This window comes from Vibrio sp. CCB-PB317, from assembly GCF_022808245.1.
Taxonomy (GTDB): Bacteria; Pseudomonadota; Gammaproteobacteria; order Enterobacterales; family Vibrionaceae; genus Vibrio; species Vibrio diabolicus.
Map to the genome: position 1 here is coordinate 1,434,798 of NZ_JALGNU010000001.1, position 16,194 is coordinate 1,450,991.

Sequence of the window (16,194 nt, forward strand, 5' to 3'; positions counted from 1 at the left end):
CGAAACCATGAACGATGTCATTCGTGACTTTTTCAAAATGGAATCAGCTGGTGGTATTCTTCTCGTGATTGCAGCGGCAATTGCGATGACCATTGCTAACTCACCGCTGGGCGAAACTTATCAATCTGTACTGCATACTTATGTATTTGGTATGTCAGTTTCTCACTGGATTAATGACGGCCTAATGGCTGTTTTCTTCTTACTCATTGGCCTTGAAGTTAAGCGAGAGCTACTTGAAGGTGCGTTAAAATCAAAAGAAACCGCAATTTTCCCTGCGATTGCAGCGGTTGGCGGTATGTTAGCTCCTGCTCTTATTTACGTAGCCTTTAATGCCAACGATCCTGAGGCGATTTCTGGTTGGGCAATTCCAGCGGCGACAGATATCGCTTTTGCTTTAGGTATCATGGCGTTATTAGGTAAGCGTGTACCAGTAAGTCTAAAAGTGTTCTTGCTGGCGCTTGCTATCATAGATGATTTAGGTGTGGTTGTTATTATCGCGCTATTTTACACCGGTGACCTGTCGACCATGGCGTTGCTTGTTGGCTTCATCATGACTGGTGTCCTATTCATGTTGAATGCGAAGGAAGTAACAAAACTTACGCCATACATGATCGTCGGTGCGATCTTATGGTTCGCGGTGCTTAAATCTGGTGTTCACGCAACATTGGCAGGTGTAGTGATTGGTTTTGCTATCCCACTAAAGGGAAAGCAGGGCGAACATTCTCCACTTAAACATATGGAGCACGCGCTTCACCCATACGTGGCATTTGGTATTCTGCCTCTATTCGCATTTGCCAATGCGGGGATTTCGTTAGAAGGCGTATCGATGTCAGGTCTAACTTCAATGCTGCCACTCGGTATTGCTTTGGGTCTACTGGTTGGTAAGCCTCTAGGTATCTTTACCTTTAGCTGGGCAGCGGTAAAAATGGGCGTTGCTAAGTTACCTGAAGGCGTTAACTTCAAGCATATCTTTGCGGTATCTGTGTTGTGTGGTATTGGCTTTACAATGTCTATCTTTATTTCCTCTTTAGCGTTCGGAAATGTAAGTCCTGAATTTGATACCTATGCTCGACTCGGTATCTTAATGGGCTCGACAACAGCCGCATTACTTGGTTATGCCTTACTGCACTTTTCTTTGCCTAAGAAAGCGCAAGCGTAAGATAAAAAATGCGCTATTTTGTAAAGCCTCCCAATCGGGAGGCTTTTTTATACCCATAGTTCAGTACATCAGCGACTTAATAGCGACACTTTCGTATTAAGCGGATGTCTAGCCCATGGAGATGAACGGAATCATCGAAAAAGGTAGGTTGGTAGATCTGCGGGCGAAAAAAAGCCCAGCCGAAAATTTGACTGGGCGGATACAAACATAGGAGTTAATAAGAAAAAAGCAGCAACGTAACAATTAGATGGAAACAAGTTTGACGGCCAGTGAAACTTAAAATGCCCTAGTTGTTACATTTATTCAGACCGAACCTTTTCCAAACAGTTCCATTTTTTTTCAAAAAAATTCGATTTAATTCTTTCTGCCCGCTTGTATCGTAAAGAAGTAAGAGAAGAGGCGAACAGCGTAACCAACTTAATGGCGGTTTGAAACTCGATAGCCCTCTTTTCTATAGTAGCTATAAACTTAAATTGCATTTCAAACCCGCACCTCCTGCTCCGACCGCCTAACGACATTGCTAGCGTTTCAAATACGATGGTTTGCGAAACTTGGTCATTTTCTTCAGGCGAGCATCATTTGCTTATTAGACTTAAATTCAAAAGATTAGATCACACCTTCTAAGTTCTGGTCAGACCAATTGGTGAAAGTGTGATGTTAATCATTTGTTAATCTAAAGTTTCAGGAGTATATTTTCAAACAGTTGTTTAATACGAGTGATTGAAATGGCCCCGAGAACATCAACAAAAGAAAAAATACTCGATGTCGCAGAAGGACTCTTTGCTGAACATGGTTTTAATGATACTTCGCTAAGAACGATAACAGGTAAAGCGAACGTCAACTTAGCATCGGTAAATTATCACTTTGGCGATAAAAAAACGCTAGTTAGAGCGGTTTTAGATAGATACCTAGAAGCGCTCATGCCGAGCATTAAAACCTCACTAATCGAGTTAAACACGCGTGATAGCTACGACATGGACGACGTCTTTGAGTCATTGCGTTTACCTTTGCGTACATTAAATGATGTGCGCCCCAATGGTACTGCATTATTCATGTTGTTAATTGGCCGTGGTTACACAGACGTACAAGGTCATCTGCGTTGGTTCATCACCACTCGATATGAAGAGGTACTTAACCTCTTCACCTTCTCGATAATGAAGGCAAACCCGGAACTATGTGAGGAGCAGCTGTTTTGGCGACTGCACTTCACGCTAGGTACCTGCGTATTTACGATGGCTTCAAGCCAAGCTCTTTCGGAGCTTGCTGAAAGTAAATTTGAAAAGGAAGTCGATGTGAAATCTGTCGTCGATTTACTGATTCCTTATTTGTCAGCAGGAATGTCAGCGAAGCAGTTGGCACAAGACAAATAAGAAAGTTAAACCAATAATAAAATTATGCCCAGAGCGGTTACGTGAACAAAAGGATCTGAACTATGAGCTCTCTACGAAGAAAATGGATTAGTGACCCAGCTTTTAAAGTGTTCAAAAAAGTATTGCCACCTCTCTCTAGCACCGAGAAAGAGGCGATGGAAGCGGGTAGTGTGTGGTGGGATGCCGAACTATTTTCAGGCAAGCCTAACTTCACTACATTGCACCATTATCCAACGCCGACACTGACAGCAGAAGAGCAGTCATTTATGGATAATGAGCTTGAAACCCTGCTAGAAATGCTTGATGACCAGAAGATTGTCAAAGAAGACAGGGATTTACCGCCTGAAGTATGGGAGTACTTACGTAAAGAGCGATTTTTCTCACTGATCATTTCAAAAGCGTATGGTGGTCGTGAATTTTCCGCTTTAGCGAACTCAACCATTGTTTCTCGTATTGCGACTCGAAGTATCAGTACCGCGGTATCGGTAATGGTACCGAACTCTCTTGGTCCAGGTGAGCTTTTATCGCACTACGGTACACAAGAGCAAAAAGATTACTGGTTGCCTCGTTTAGCTGATGGTACCGACATTCCTTGTTTTGCATTAACAGGGCCCGAAGCGGGATCTGACGCCGGTGGTATACCAGATCAAGGCGTAGTTTGTTATGGCACTCACGAAGGCAAAGAAGTGCTTGGCGTGCGAGTTAGCTGGAATAAACGCTACATCACACTTGCGCCAGTGGCGACAGTGCTTGGATTAGCATTTAAGCTACAGGATCCAGAAGGGCTACTTGGTGATAAGAAAGAGGTTGGAATCACATGTGCACTGATCCCCGCTGACCATGAAGGTGTCGAGATAGGCGAGCGCCATGATCCTCTGGGTTCTGCATTCATGAATGGTCCGACTCGTGGTGAAGATGTCTTCATTCCTATGGATTGGTTGATCGGTGGCGCTGATTACGCAGGTAAAGGTTGGCGTATGCTGGTTGAGTGTCTTTCTGCTGGTCGTGGTATCTCTCTCCCAGCGCTTGGCACAGCGATTGGTCATCTTACTACACGTACAACCGGTGCTTATGCTTACGTGCGTAAACAGTTTGGTATGTCGATCGGTAAGTTTGAAGGTGTCGCAGAAGCAATGGGGCGTATTGGTGGTCTTACTTACCTACTAGAAGCGACACGTACGCTGACGACGACTTCTCTCGATATGAAAGAAAAACCTGGGATCGTAACCGCGATTGCCAAGTACCACATGACGGAAATCGCGCGTACTATTCTAAATGATTCGTTTGATATCCATGCGGGTCGTGCGATTCAAGATGGCCCAATGAACTATCTTGCTAAACATTATCTCGGTATTCCAGTTGCTATCACTGTTGAAGGCGCGAATATTCTGACTCGTAACCTGATGATTTTTGGTCAAGGTGCGACTCGTTGTCACCCATATGTACTGAAAGAAATGGAAGCCGCGGCGAATCCAGATTCTGAACAAGGGGCGAAAGAATTTGACAACTTGCTCTTTAAACACATCAAACATGCGGTAGGCAATACATTTGGTGCATTTGGCGCGGCGCTAACTGGTTCTCGGTTTGTCAAAGCACACATGAGTGGCCCAACACAGCAGTACTACAAAGAAATCACAAGATTAAGCCGAGCGCTTGCTGTTAGTGCTGACTTCGCGATGTTAACACTAGGCGGTGATTTGAAGCGTAAAGAAATGATTTCTGCACGTCTGGGTGATGGCTTAAGTTATCTATATATGGCGTCTGCCGCACTGAAAAAGTATGAAGATGAAGGACGTCAACAAGGCGATCTAGATTTTGTCCACTACGCCGTTCAACATTGTTTGTATAACGCATCTAAGTCATTAAATGAGGCTTATACCAACTTCCCTGTGAAATACGTTGGCGGTGCGCTGAAAGGGTTATTGTTCCCACTTGGCAATCATTTCAATAAGCCAAGCGATGAACTGTGTGTGAATCTGGCGGAAGCGATGATGACGCCAGGAGCACAACGTGATCGACTCACGCATCTTTGTTACATCGGAAAATCCGACGACGACAGCGTAGGCTTAATGGAGAAAGCCTTCCTCGCAATGTACGAAATCAAACCATTAGAGCGTAAGCTTATGAAGGCGGCGAAGGATGGGAAAGTGGCTCGTAAAGGTCTGCTACACGACCGTCTGCAGCAAGCATTTGAAGCAGGCGTGTTAACTGAGCAAGAAATTGACCAAATCATGGCGGCAGACAAATTGCGTTACAAGGCGATTCAAGTTGACCACTTTAGTCATGACTTTTCTGAAGTACGAACCGATTGCCCAAAAAAGTCGCATTTGAACCCGGCGGCATAGTAAACCGTTAATACTAAGAAAAGCACCTCGATGAGGTGCTTTTTTGTGTTCTTGCAGAGTGGATGTTGGGATAGTGCTCCAACCACTTGCCTTTTCAGAGCATTTTTACAGAAATTAGATGCGAAATCCCGACGAAACTTTTATCCTAACAAGGTTTTTTAAAGGAAGTTGAATATGATCATCAAACCTAGAATTCGTGGATTTATCTGTACTACAACGCACCCTGTTGGTTGTGAAGCTAACGTAAAAGAACAAATTGCGTACACTAAAGCGCAAGGCCCAATCAAAAACGCACCTAAGCGCGTTCTTGTTGTCGGTGCATCAAGTGGCTACGGTCTATCTTCTCGTATCGCTGCGGCATTTGGTGGCGGTGCATCAACTATCGGTGTTTTCTTCGAAAAAGAAGGCACTGAGAAGAAACCAGGTACGGCAGGCTTCTACAATGCGGCTGCTTTTGAAAAGCTAGCGCGTGGAGAAGGCCTGTACGCAAAAAGCCTAAACGGCGACGCTTTCTCAAATGAAGCGAAACAGAAAACTATCGAACTGATCAAAGAAGATTTAGGTCAGATCGATATGGTGGTTTACTCACTGGCTTCTCCAGTACGTAAAATGCCAGAAACTGGCGAGCTAGTTCGTTCAGCGCTTAAGCCTATCGGTGAAACTTACACATCAACTGCTGTTGATACCAACAAAGATGTGATCATCGAAGCAAGTGTTGAGCCTGCAACAGAAGAAGAAATCAAAGACACAGTAACCGTTATGGGCGGTGAAGACTGGGAACTTTGGATTAATGCACTGTCTGATGCTGGTGTTCTTGCTGAAGGCTGTAAGACAGTCGCGTACAGCTACATTGGTACTGAGCTAACTTGGCCAATCTACTGGGATGGCGCACTAGGTAAAGCGAAAATGGACCTAGATCGTGCGGCGAAAGCGCTAAACGACAAGTTAGCAGCGACAGGCGGCAGTGCAAATGTTGCTGTACTTAAATCTGTTGTAACTCAGGCAAGTTCCGCAATTCCTGTTATGCCACTGTACATTGCAATGGTATTCAAGAAAATGCGCGAAGAAGGCGTACACGAAGGCTGTATGGAACAAATCTACCGTATGTTCAGCCAACGTCTGTACAAAGAAGATGGTAGCGCAGCAGAAGTGGATGAGATGAACCGTCTACGTCTGGATGACTGGGAACTTCGTGACGACATTCAGCAGCACTGTCGTGAGCTATGGCCTCAAATTACGACTGAGAACCTAAAAGAACTGACTGACTACGTAGAGTACAAAGAAGAGTTCTTGAAACTATTTGGTTTCGGTGTTGAAGGCGTAGATTACGAAGCGGATGTAAATCCAGCGGTTGAAGCTGATTTTATCCAAATCTAATCGAATGACTGATTAGACAACAGATATATAAAAGGCGCTCATTGAGCGCCTTTTTTGCTTTCATCAGTCAAAGTTATTAACTTAATATTATCAGGATCGTACCGGCCAACGTCATCAGAATATTGGCAATCGCATAGGTACCCGCATAGCCAAGAGCTGGGATGGTGGATTTAGCGTAGTCGTTGACGACATCCATAGCTGGGGCACAAGTTCGGGCACCAATAATGGCACCGAAGAGCAGGGCACGGTTCATCTTGAGTATGTGTGCGCCCACTAAATAGGCCAGTACCACAGGCACAACACTAACAATGAATGCTAGACCAATCACTTTTGGACCAACTTGAGTCAAGTGTTCGAACATCTTTCCGCCTGCACTTAGACCTATTCCCACCATAAAGAACATCAAACCCAAATCTTTGACCATATTCAGCGCCCCCTGCGGGACATAGCCGAAAGTAGGGTGATTTGCTCGTAAGAAACCAAGTGTAATACCAGATAACAAAAGACCTACCGCGTTACCCAAGCTGAACGAAACCTGGCCGAATGTCATCGTGATGAGGCCAAACAGAATACCCAAAATAAAGAAGCTGCAAAAAGCGAGTAAATCGGCCATTTGACTGTGGATCGAGATGAAACCGATTTTTTCCGCGAGTCCATGTACTCGGCTTTTCTCGCCGCTTACCTGAAGGACGTCACCTTTAGCGAGAACAATGTCTAAATCCATCGGCATTTCTATTTGCGCACGTACCACGCGGTTTAAGAAACAGCCAAACTCAGATAAGTTTAAATCAGATAAACGCTTGCCTGCGATAGCGTCACTTTTTACGACAATTTCTTCTTCAACGATGCGCAAATCAAGCAAGTTACGATCAAATACTTCTTTACCGTTGCGGAAGCTAGGATCCAAGCGAGCATGGCTATCAGGGAAGCCAACCAGTGCAATTTCATCACCTTCTTGCAAAATAGCATCACCATCTGGATGGGCGAGAATACCGTTACGGCGGATTCGCTCAATGTAACAGCCAGTTTGACGATAAATGCCTAGTTCACGCAAGTTCTTGCCGTCAGTCCAGTCAATCAATTCTGGACCGACTCGGTAAGCACGAATAATCGGTAAGTACACTTTTCTTTGGCTTGAATTTCCAAGGCCACGTTCTTGAGCAATTTGCTGCGCAGAATCAGACAGGTTCTGCTTCTGTAGTTTTGGCAATAGCTTCGCGAACATGATCATGCTAATTAAGCCGACCAGATAAGCCATCGCGTAACCCACGGATAGATTTTCTAATACCAAAGAAAAATCCATATTGCGCGGTATAGTCGCAAGGCCAGAGTTAAGAGCGTCTTGTGCACCAACCAGTACAGGTGTTGCTGTCAACGCGCCAGCCATCATACCGGCTGACAAGCCAAAATCGAGGCCGAAATAGTGGCTCAAGCCATACGTTAAGCTGACTGCGGACACGAGAACGGTCATACTTAAAATAAAGTAATGCTTACCATCTCTGAAGAATATGCCAAAAAAGTTTGGTCCAGCTTCAATGCCAACGCAATAGATAAACAGCATGAAGCCAATGGTTAATGCTTCTGCATTGAATGAGAAGCCAAGGTGACCCATTACCAACGAGGTAATAAGAACGCCTATGGAGTTGCCTAGTTGTAATTTGCCAAATCGGATTTTTCCGATGGCAAGGCCAATGGCTAATACGACGAAGATTAGAAGGATAGGGTTTTGCTCAAGAAGGTATACGACGTCTATGTTCACTGTGTGGCTCGGTAAAGTGTGTGCCAAAAAGATTAAGAATTGCGAATTGTAACTAAATATAGCAAAAAGATAAGTGAATTTTTTTAGGTTTTACCATTAGTTGACGTAAGGTAATAACCAACTGAAAAATAATAAAAAAGCCGCATGAAGCGGCTTTCTTAAAAACTGTCTTTATTATTCGTCAAATAGACCTAGGTGCTCTTTCGCGTATGCTTCGAACTCGTCGCAGCCACCGATGTGCTCTTGGTCGATAAAGATTTGAGGAACAGTTTCAACTGGTTTACCAACTGTTTTCTCAAGATCTGCTTTAGAAATACCTTCAGCATGGATATCAACGTAACGGTAGTTGAAGTCGTCACGCTTCGCTTTTAGCGTTTCTGCGTGTTCTTTTGCACGAACACAGAAAGGACATGCAGGGCGACCAAAGATAACAACGAACATAATCTTATTTCTCCTAAATCTATTCTTTTTTGAAAGCGTACAAAACATAGCGGCTGAGTGCGCTCTCTTTTGTTGCAGTAACTATGCCCGATCCAGATACGGAAATAAAGCAGCAATTACCTCTTGGTTCTATAGGTGAAATCTATCGAATAAAAACTAAACGCGCTCCCTTATTCTATGGCTCTAAAGTATGTGAAGTGACGCATAAAAAACATACATTTTAAGAGGTTAATGATGGCAAGGTGGAATTGGTCAATTTTTTTTATTCAAAAACATAGCAATCTAATCTGGCTATACGCAAATGACTTCAACTCTTACATAAGTGTTAAATCAGAGGGCAAGAGGTTATTTGGGTATATTATTTTGGGAGGATGTGTATGTTTCAGTTTATGACTGCAACAAGGATTATATTTGGTGAAGGTGCACTTCAGTCTTCATTATCCGTTATCAACCAATTTGGCTACAGTGTTTTGCTGGTAACTGGGAAGGACACCCAACGAGCCACGCCCATCATTAACTACCTTAAAGCTCAAAATATGCGTTACCAACACGTAGCAATCAATGGCGAACCTTATATCACAATGGTAGAAGAGACCGCGGTACTCGGTAGAAAATTCCAGCCTGATATGGTGATTGCTATTGGCGGTGGCAGTGTCATCGATATGGGTAAAGCCCTAGCCGCTATTATTCCTAATCAAGGCAATGTTTACGATTACGTCGAAGTGGTAGGAAGAAACGTACCATTAAAGGCAAAACCTCTTCATTTTATTGCAATTCCTACGACAGCAAGCACGGGTTCAGAGGTAACCCGAAATGCGGTGTTGAAGTCTGGACAAGATAAAGTGAAAGTGAGTCTTCGAAGCCCTGATATGCTGGCAGACGTTGCCATTGTGGATCCGACGCTCACTTATGGAACCGATCAATACACATCCGGGCGTGGCGCGATGGATGCGTTCACTCATTTGATGGAAGCGTATGTGTGTGGTGAGCCAAACCCTCTTACAGATATGGTGTGCGAAGAGGGACTTCGTCGTTTAAGCCGTTCAGTGATTGCTGCTTGTAAGCAAGATAATCATAAGGCTCGGTCGGATTTATCGTTCGCTGCGTTGCTCGGTGGCATGGCCATTACTAATGCCAAATTAGGTGCTGCGCATGGGCTTGCGTCGGCGTTAGGAGGTAAGTTAGATGCTCCCCACAGCGTGATCACGGCGCGTCTTGCACCGCACGTGATGCAGGAAAATATTAACGCCGCGAAGCTCGCTGGCAGGAATGATGTGATAAGTCGTTATCGTAAGCTTGCCCAATTGGTTACCGATCGTGCGAACGCGAATGAGCACGATGGGGTTCTTTGGGTAAATATGGTGTTAGATAAGTTAGCGTTGCCGTTACTTGGCCAATTCGGAGTATGTCAAACTTCTTTTGAACAAGTGGCGAACGATGCGCTTAAGTCGATGGCGATCAAAGGCAACCCGTTACCCCTTAATCAGGAACGTTTGATATACATATTGCAGCAAGTCTGTGATTGCAGTGGAGAGTGTGTGGCAGAGAGCACACAACACGTGAGCTCTGTAGAAGTGCTTGAATCAAGAACGGACTTATCGAGTGTGAACGACTTGGGTTGATGTATTGATCTAAAACACATTGAAAAAAGGGGGAGCGTCGAGCTCCCCTTTATTAAATCTTTCACTAAACAGCAGGACTTAGTACTGACTTAGCTTGTCATAGCGACTATCTTTCAACGCATCTTTTACGCGTTTTAGGTTCTCACGGAAACCTGTACCACGGCGGAGTGTGAAGCCAGTTGCCAGTACATCAATCACCGTCATCTGTACAACTCGACTCGCCATTGGCATATAGACGTCGGTATCTTCAGGAATATCAAGCGTAATAGCGAGTGAACTTGCCTTTTCTAGCGGTGAGTCCTTTGCTGTAATCGCAATGACCGTCGCGCCGTTTTCACGAGCAAGGTTTGCTATTTCGACCTGACTCTTCGTTCGACCTGTGTGAGAAATAAGAACCACAACATCATTATCACTGCAGTTAATACAACTCATGCGCTGCATGACAATGTCTTCAAAACAAGTAATTGGAATGTTAAAGCGAATAAACTTGTTTTGTGCGTCTCGGGCTACAGAAGATGATGCACCAAGGCCAAAGAATGAAATGCGCTTCGCTTGCGTTAGCAAATCGACCGCACGGTTCACTTGCATTGGATCTAGGCTGTTTTTCGCGACATCTAAACACGCCATGGTCGATTCGAAAATCTTATGGGTGTACGCGTCTGGGCCATCGTCTTCTTCCACGTTACGGTTAACGTAAGGGGTACCGTTGGCTAGGCTCTGTGCCAAGTGAAGCTTAAAATCTGGAAAGCCCTTGGTGTCCAGACGACGACAGAAGCGGTTTACAGTGGGCTCACTAACATCAGCCATTTTAGCCAACGTTGCAATGCTTGAATGAATTGCAGTTTGTGGAGACGCCATAATTACTTCCGCAACTTTGCGCTCTGACTTACTGAAATTCTCCAGGTTTTTTTGAATTTTTTCTAATGTATTCATAGTGTTCACGAGGGTATAGAGAACAACTCGCTGGCTCTGTTAACGAAAGGAAACACGAAGATTCCAGAGTAGAGTGGGGCGTTAACGAAAACAACCAGCGCCATAGAATCAGTATAAACCTGATCTTCAATCAGTCTAAACCAATAACGGATACTATTTAGTGAGAATTTGACAGGCCTCAAACAAAATGTTGTAAAAACTACAGAATTGGATGTGTAATCGATGTTTTGTTGCGCCAGTCGCACGAGAATGATGTTTGAGTTACATCAAAACGAAAAAAAATTTCAAATTGATGTAACTCTTTCGGGCCATTAAGACGATTGGATATCAGTGACCACCTGCTGAATTCTTTCCATCAAATTTGGCGCTTGCTTGGCGATTTCACGCTGTTCATCAAGCACCGAACTCAAAATCTCTTTGGTCGTCAGCGGATTTGCCAAAACCACTCGGAACACAATTGTGTTCATGCGCTGCCATTGGTCTGGGTTCAGTCTTGTACGTGAAACAAACGATTTGCCCGTTTCGCGCTGACGCTTTTGAATAAACTGTGTTAATTCATTAATCAGTTCATTCAGTTGTTCTTTTTGTGAACCTTCCGCTTTTGCTAATGCCTCACGGATGAATGGCGGCAAGTAGCGGTACGTGAGGAGACAAAGCTCTGGTTCAGAAACCAATTCGAAATCATCTTGCTGCTTGATTAAATCTGCAAAGTAGCGAGCTTTTTCAATGCTTTGGTCTATCAGCAGCTCATAGCCAGGGCGGCTGATGATGTGCATTGCGGCATAGACTAACATTGCCATGCCCGAACGAGAGCCTTCTAATGTATGGCTGCCTAGGTCTTTTGAGCCTTTACGCAAGATATATTGAGCGTGATGCTCTATGGATTTCATTGCGTCAGGGTCTTTGAACAGAACCATACCAGCGCCCATCGGGATGTAGAGTTGCTTGTGCGCATCAATGGTTACTGAGTCTGCCATTTCCACACCGTTAAGAAGGTGACGATGGTGATTAGACATAAGTGTTGCGCCACCCCATGCGGCATCCACATGGAAATGACAACCGTGAGCTTGACAGACTTCTGCGATTTCAGGTAGCGGGTCGACATTACCTGTCTCTGTTGTACCAGCTACACCAATAACAGCAATAGGCTTGATGTTTTGTTTCTCTAGTTCAACAATTTTCGCTTTAAGGTCGTCGACAATAATACGGTTGTTGGCATCCGTTTTAACCGCAACCAAGCCTTCTTGACCTAAACCTAGTACATCGGCTGCTTTCTTAAGGGAGTAGTGACCACGCTCAGACACCAATACCGCTAAGCCATCGTAGCCATAATGCTTCATGGCTTTAAATAGGCCTTCTTTCTCAACGCCTTTAAATGAACCATTGGCTCTTAACGCCTTGTTACGTGCTACCCAAAGTGCAGTGATATTGGCAATGGTACCGCCGGAGCAAAATGCGCCCAATGAGTGGTTTGCGCTATGCATCCACTGATCGTAAAACGTATCGCTCTGACCATAGATCAAGCGATGTAGCATGCCCAAAACTTGACGTTCAAGCGGGGTAAAGGCTTTAGAAGTCTCTATCTTTACCAGGTTTTGGTTTAAGGCGATCATGATCTTTGACAGTGGCATCAAGAAATAAGGCAGCGCCGATGTCATATGACCAATGAAGCTTGGTGAAGAAGTGTGAACGGAGTGCGACACCAAAGTGTCGAGTAAGTGTTCTGTATGATCTGACACGAACTCTGGCTGCTCAGGAATCTGAGCAGAAGAAAAGTCTTTTTCGATTTCGCGTAAAGGCTTTTCTTCTGCCACGATGTGTTCACGAAGAAATTGATTTAGATTTCGCGAGAGGCTCTCGTCAATTTTGGTTAACGTTGAGTCAGGACCTTCTGGGACAGTGAAGATCTTTAGCAAGCTCTCAAAGCTAACGTCAGCGGTTTTTTGTTCCTTAACCATAGCAAAGAATCTTTGTAGTTATTTTGGTAATGCGAGCGGCACAATCTAAACTAAAACGGGCGCAAAGTCCCGTTTTAATTGTTGAAACCCATGTTGCTGAAATGAAAATTTTAGGTGAGGGCTACAATCTTCGCATTAAAAAATCGTTGATTTTAATGTGTTAAAACACTTGGCGTTTTCGAGCATCCTCAACGATTAATTAATCACACTTCTGCTTTTCAATCTTCTCTATTGACTGATTGTACTTATTAAGCGCGGTATCAATTTGTTGTGGATGGCTAAGCAGGTCGGCGAATGCTGAACGGAGTTCGTAGTTTTTTGGATGGTTAGTCGATTGACGGTCACTAAACGTTTGTTTTGCGACTTCACCTAACTTATCACTTCGGCTTGCTAGCTGCTTAACGTCGTGTTGTTCCAATTTTAGCCATGCTTCGATTGGCTGTTCTGTTGCAACACGGCTAGGATCGTTCTCTAGAAAATAGTGAACCGCTTCACGGTTTAATTCAAAGTGATGTTTACGGCCGTCCAAAAACCACTGGCTAACTTCTTTTAGATCTGGATACTGGGTAACCGTCAAATCGACAAGATCTTGATACCACTGTAGTGAGGCATCAACATAGCCGTCGTATTTGCTTGCAAGACATTGTTGATCTGCGGCAAACGTAAAAGTTGAGCTTGTAGCGAGGAGCGCTGCAACGACAAAGCGTTTCATTCTTCTTCCTTCTGGTTGTTATCCCTTTATTAACGCAAGGCACATAAGTTGATGTTTCACCCTTCTTTCTCTTTAGTCGTGATAAATCATTGGGCTAATTGACAAAAAGAAAGCGGATTATTGCCAAAATCTTGATCACTTTGACGTTAACTGGGTATTTGAATTTTTGCCGTATTGTAATGGATGTTAAAGCGAAAACCTGAGATCTAGCTAGCAAGTGATACAAAGAAAAGCATCATAACTGGTACCAGTAAACTCAAAATAAACCCACTAACGATGGCGACTGGGACACAACGCACACCACCTGTAGTCTGAATAACAGGTAGGGTAAAGTCCATTGCTGTTGCACCTGCATAACCAATTGCTGTGCACGGATAGCTGCGAATAAAGAGAGGAATGGCTACCAGCGCGACCAGCTCTCTCATCAATTCGATCAGGAAAGATGCTCCCCCAAACACGGGGCCAAAAGCGTCTCCCATCAAAATTCCTGCGAGTGAATACCAGCCAAAGCCTGAAGCCATCGCGAGGGCTTGATAGAGAGGAAGGTCCAAAAGTATCGCTGCAATAACGCCACCAAGCATACATGTTGCGATCACAACTGCCGCAATGGCCATACCCTGTTTATTTAATAGAATTTGGCGAAGAGTAAGACCACTATTGCGAAGCTGAATACCAATAAAAAATAGGAGCAGGAAGAGTATCCATTCGCTCGCTGTATCCACCCAACTTAAATCGATGGGTAACAGCAGACCAACTACTAGCCCGCCACCAACGACAACAATCAGCTTTACTGATTCTAAAGCCATCGAGGATAGTGGCAGCTTCTTTTGATTCTGATTGGTCTGGAGAGGAATAATCCTATCGATAATAGGCAGCGCTAACAGGTTACAGGTACTTAAACATAAAAAGAAAGTACTCGCATAGAGGAGAATACTCTGTAAGTTGCTACTTAAGTTATCGAGCGCTGCTAGGCTAAGTCCCATCAACGACAAAATGACGTAAATAAGGTAGGACGTTGATTGATTGATCTTCTCCAGTAACGAGGCTCGAGATATAGGAATTAGATACCCCACAACAAGTGGAGCGAAAATAAATAGCATCCCTGAGAACATAAAGCTCTATGATTCCTTTTTTGAGATAATACCAACACACATAAATCAAATTATTTATCGGTTGAAATTAGAGAGATATTTCACCAAATACCAAACGCTGCTCAGCCTTGAGCGAATCGTTTATCGCGAATTAGGTGTGAGAAAACGATAAATTACAAGCCGCTAGCACTTAGCACTGCACGTATTTGGTCATTGAAGTCAGTATCACTCATATTGCTGAGTTCATACAAGACCTCTGCACCTGTTAAGTTGAATTCAACTTCGTGTTCATCAATGCGTTCATCATGATTGCGGAACATCAATAGGTGATGCGCGATTCTTGCAATGTCTAAATAACTCACTTCCGGTCGCGTTTGCTCGTACTTCTCGTTTGAGGAGACCTCTCTAAAGTCATTGTCAAATCCCCAGCGCTCGAGCACCAGTTTGCTTGTTGCTGAACAACGAGTTTGGAAGATTTGCAACGCAATTTCAGGATCTAGGTAATTGCCTCTATCTAAGTACAGGTGGTACTCGTTAATTAGACAAAACAAACCGATATCGGCTAGCAGACCAACCAGCAATGCTTTTTCTTGCTCCAAGTGCCCGTAAGTACCTGGCTCGTGTTTACGAAACGCTTGAACCAATATCACCATGACGGCACCGAGTTCTCGGGATACCGCTGCACTTTTCACCAAGATAGCATTACATTCTTTGGTTAAATTTACTGAATGTTTAAGTTGTTCAATCGCTTGTGCGGTAACAATTTCACGCACGCGCAGTATACCAAGGCGAGATACCGCGGTGGTTAAGTCGTTGCAGGTAATGTTTCTACGATTGAAAATTACAGAGTTTGCTACTCGTAGAACGACCGCCGCCAAGCCGGGATCTTCTAACAAACAGTTAGCAACATCTGAAATAGTGGTGTGTTCTTCGACACATAACTGCTGAATTTTAAGCACGACATCAGGAATAGGGGGTAATGAAATCTTACCCGTTGAGATGGACTGTTCTACCAGCTGAGCAAACTCGGATTCCAGTGCGTTTATAAGCTTATCTTTATTATTTGGCAGCCAAAAAAATGATAAATGTTCCATTGTGACGCTGTACTTGAGATCTTTCGTACAGTGTACCCTTACAGCGTATTCTTTATCAATTAAATGCGTATCACGTGCTCGTAATTGCCAGCGAGATCATAATGATGGCGTGTTTTGGGCATGCCGTGCGTCAAAAAAATATCACCACATGAATAATAAGTGTGAAACTAATCACGTATGCTGAATATATACTTTTTTATATGTGACCTATGTCCTAACTTATTTTTCAACGTTAAGTATGATTAAGCAAGTTGGTGAGCACAACTCACAAAAATATCGCCAACAAATCGACATTTATAATTCGCTATAAGCTGCTGTTTATCTGGTGACATC

General features: G+C 43.9%; 12 protein-coding genes. 5 read left to right on the forward strand and 7 right to left on the reverse strand.

Going from position 1 to position 16,194, the window contains the following annotated elements:
• Nucleotides 1–7 precede the first annotated feature (7 nt).
• The 4 genes from nhaA to fabV all read left to right on the forward strand — a co-directional run bounded on the left by nhaA (nt 8) and on the right by fabV (nt 6,251).
• A complete protein-coding gene (gene nhaA, locus MTR11_RS06685) occupies nt 8–1,159 on the forward strand; it encodes a Na+/H+ antiporter NhaA (protein WP_006742626.1) in 1,152 nt (383 codons plus the stop codon).
• A 725-nt stretch (nt 1,160–1,884) separates the two neighbouring features.
• Nucleotides 1,885–2,529 carry a TetR/AcrR family transcriptional regulator gene (locus tag MTR11_RS06690; RefSeq protein WP_005393225.1) on the forward strand — a complete coding sequence of 215 codons (645 nt, stop codon included), beginning with the start codon at nt 1,885–1,887 and terminating at the stop codon, nt 2,527–2,529.
• A gap of 62 nt (nt 2,530–2,591) precedes the next feature.
• Nucleotides 2,592–4,874 carry an acyl-CoA dehydrogenase gene (locus MTR11_RS06695; RefSeq protein ID WP_243327179.1) on the forward strand — a complete coding sequence of 761 codons (2,283 nt, stop codon included), beginning with the start codon at nt 2,592–2,594 and terminating at the stop codon, nt 4,872–4,874.
• A 174-nt stretch (nt 4,875–5,048) separates the two neighbouring features.
• On the forward strand, nt 5,049–6,251 hold the full coding sequence (fabV, locus tag MTR11_RS06700; RefSeq protein WP_243327180.1) for an enoyl-ACP reductase FabV: 1,203 nt from the start codon (nt 5,049–5,051) through the stop codon (nt 6,249–6,251).
• A gap of 76 nt (nt 6,252–6,327) precedes the next feature.
• On the opposite strand, the gene MTR11_RS06705 is transcribed toward fabV, so the two are convergent.
• Together MTR11_RS06705 and MTR11_RS06710 are read right to left on the reverse strand one after the other, a co-directional pair.
• On the reverse strand, nt 6,328–8,010 hold the full coding sequence (locus MTR11_RS06705) for an aspartate:alanine antiporter (RefSeq protein WP_006742623.1): 1,683 nt from the start codon (nt 8,008–8,010) through the stop codon (nt 6,328–6,330).
• Nucleotides 8,011–8,184: 174 nt separating this feature from the next.
• Nucleotides 8,185–8,451 (reverse strand): GrxA family glutaredoxin, encoded by a 267-nt coding sequence (locus tag MTR11_RS06710; protein ID WP_005378026.1) that lies wholly within the window; start codon nt 8,449–8,451, stop codon nt 8,185–8,187.
• Between the two features lie 377 nt (nt 8,452–8,828).
• Between MTR11_RS06710 and MTR11_RS06715 the strand changes: the two genes are divergently transcribed.
• Nucleotides 8,829–10,073: an iron-containing alcohol dehydrogenase gene (locus MTR11_RS06715; protein WP_005393219.1), complete on the forward strand. Its 1,245-nt coding sequence runs from the start codon at nt 8,829–8,831 to the stop codon at nt 10,071–10,073.
• A 78-nt stretch (nt 10,074–10,151) separates the two neighbouring features.
• On the opposite strand, the gene MTR11_RS06720 is transcribed toward MTR11_RS06715, so the two are convergent.
• The 5 genes from MTR11_RS06720 to MTR11_RS06740 form a co-directional block, all read right to left on the reverse strand.
• Nucleotides 10,152–11,006 carry a MurR/RpiR family transcriptional regulator gene (locus tag MTR11_RS06720; protein WP_005378021.1) on the reverse strand — a complete coding sequence of 285 codons (855 nt, stop codon included), beginning with the start codon at nt 11,004–11,006 and terminating at the stop codon, nt 10,152–10,154.
• Nucleotides 11,007–11,317: 311 nt separating this feature from the next.
• Nucleotides 11,318–12,964 (reverse strand): pyridoxal-dependent aspartate 1-decarboxylase PanP, encoded by a 1,647-nt coding sequence (panP, locus tag MTR11_RS06725; RefSeq protein ID WP_006742621.1) that lies wholly within the window; start codon nt 12,962–12,964, stop codon nt 11,318–11,320.
• 199 nt (nt 12,965–13,163) lie between these two features.
• Nucleotides 13,164–13,676: a hypothetical protein gene (locus MTR11_RS06730; protein WP_012841922.1), complete on the reverse strand. Its 513-nt coding sequence runs from the start codon at nt 13,674–13,676 to the stop codon at nt 13,164–13,166.
• Between the two features lie 206 nt (nt 13,677–13,882).
• Nucleotides 13,883–14,788 carry a lysine exporter LysO family protein gene (locus MTR11_RS06735; protein ID WP_006742620.1) on the reverse strand — a complete coding sequence of 302 codons (906 nt, stop codon included), beginning with the start codon at nt 14,786–14,788 and terminating at the stop codon, nt 13,883–13,885.
• 152 nt (nt 14,789–14,940) lie between these two features.
• Entirely contained in the window at nt 14,941–15,861 is a 921-nt protein-coding gene (locus MTR11_RS06740; RefSeq protein ID WP_243327181.1) for an HDOD domain-containing protein, read from the reverse strand.
• Between the last annotated feature and the right edge of the window lie 333 nt (nt 15,862–16,194).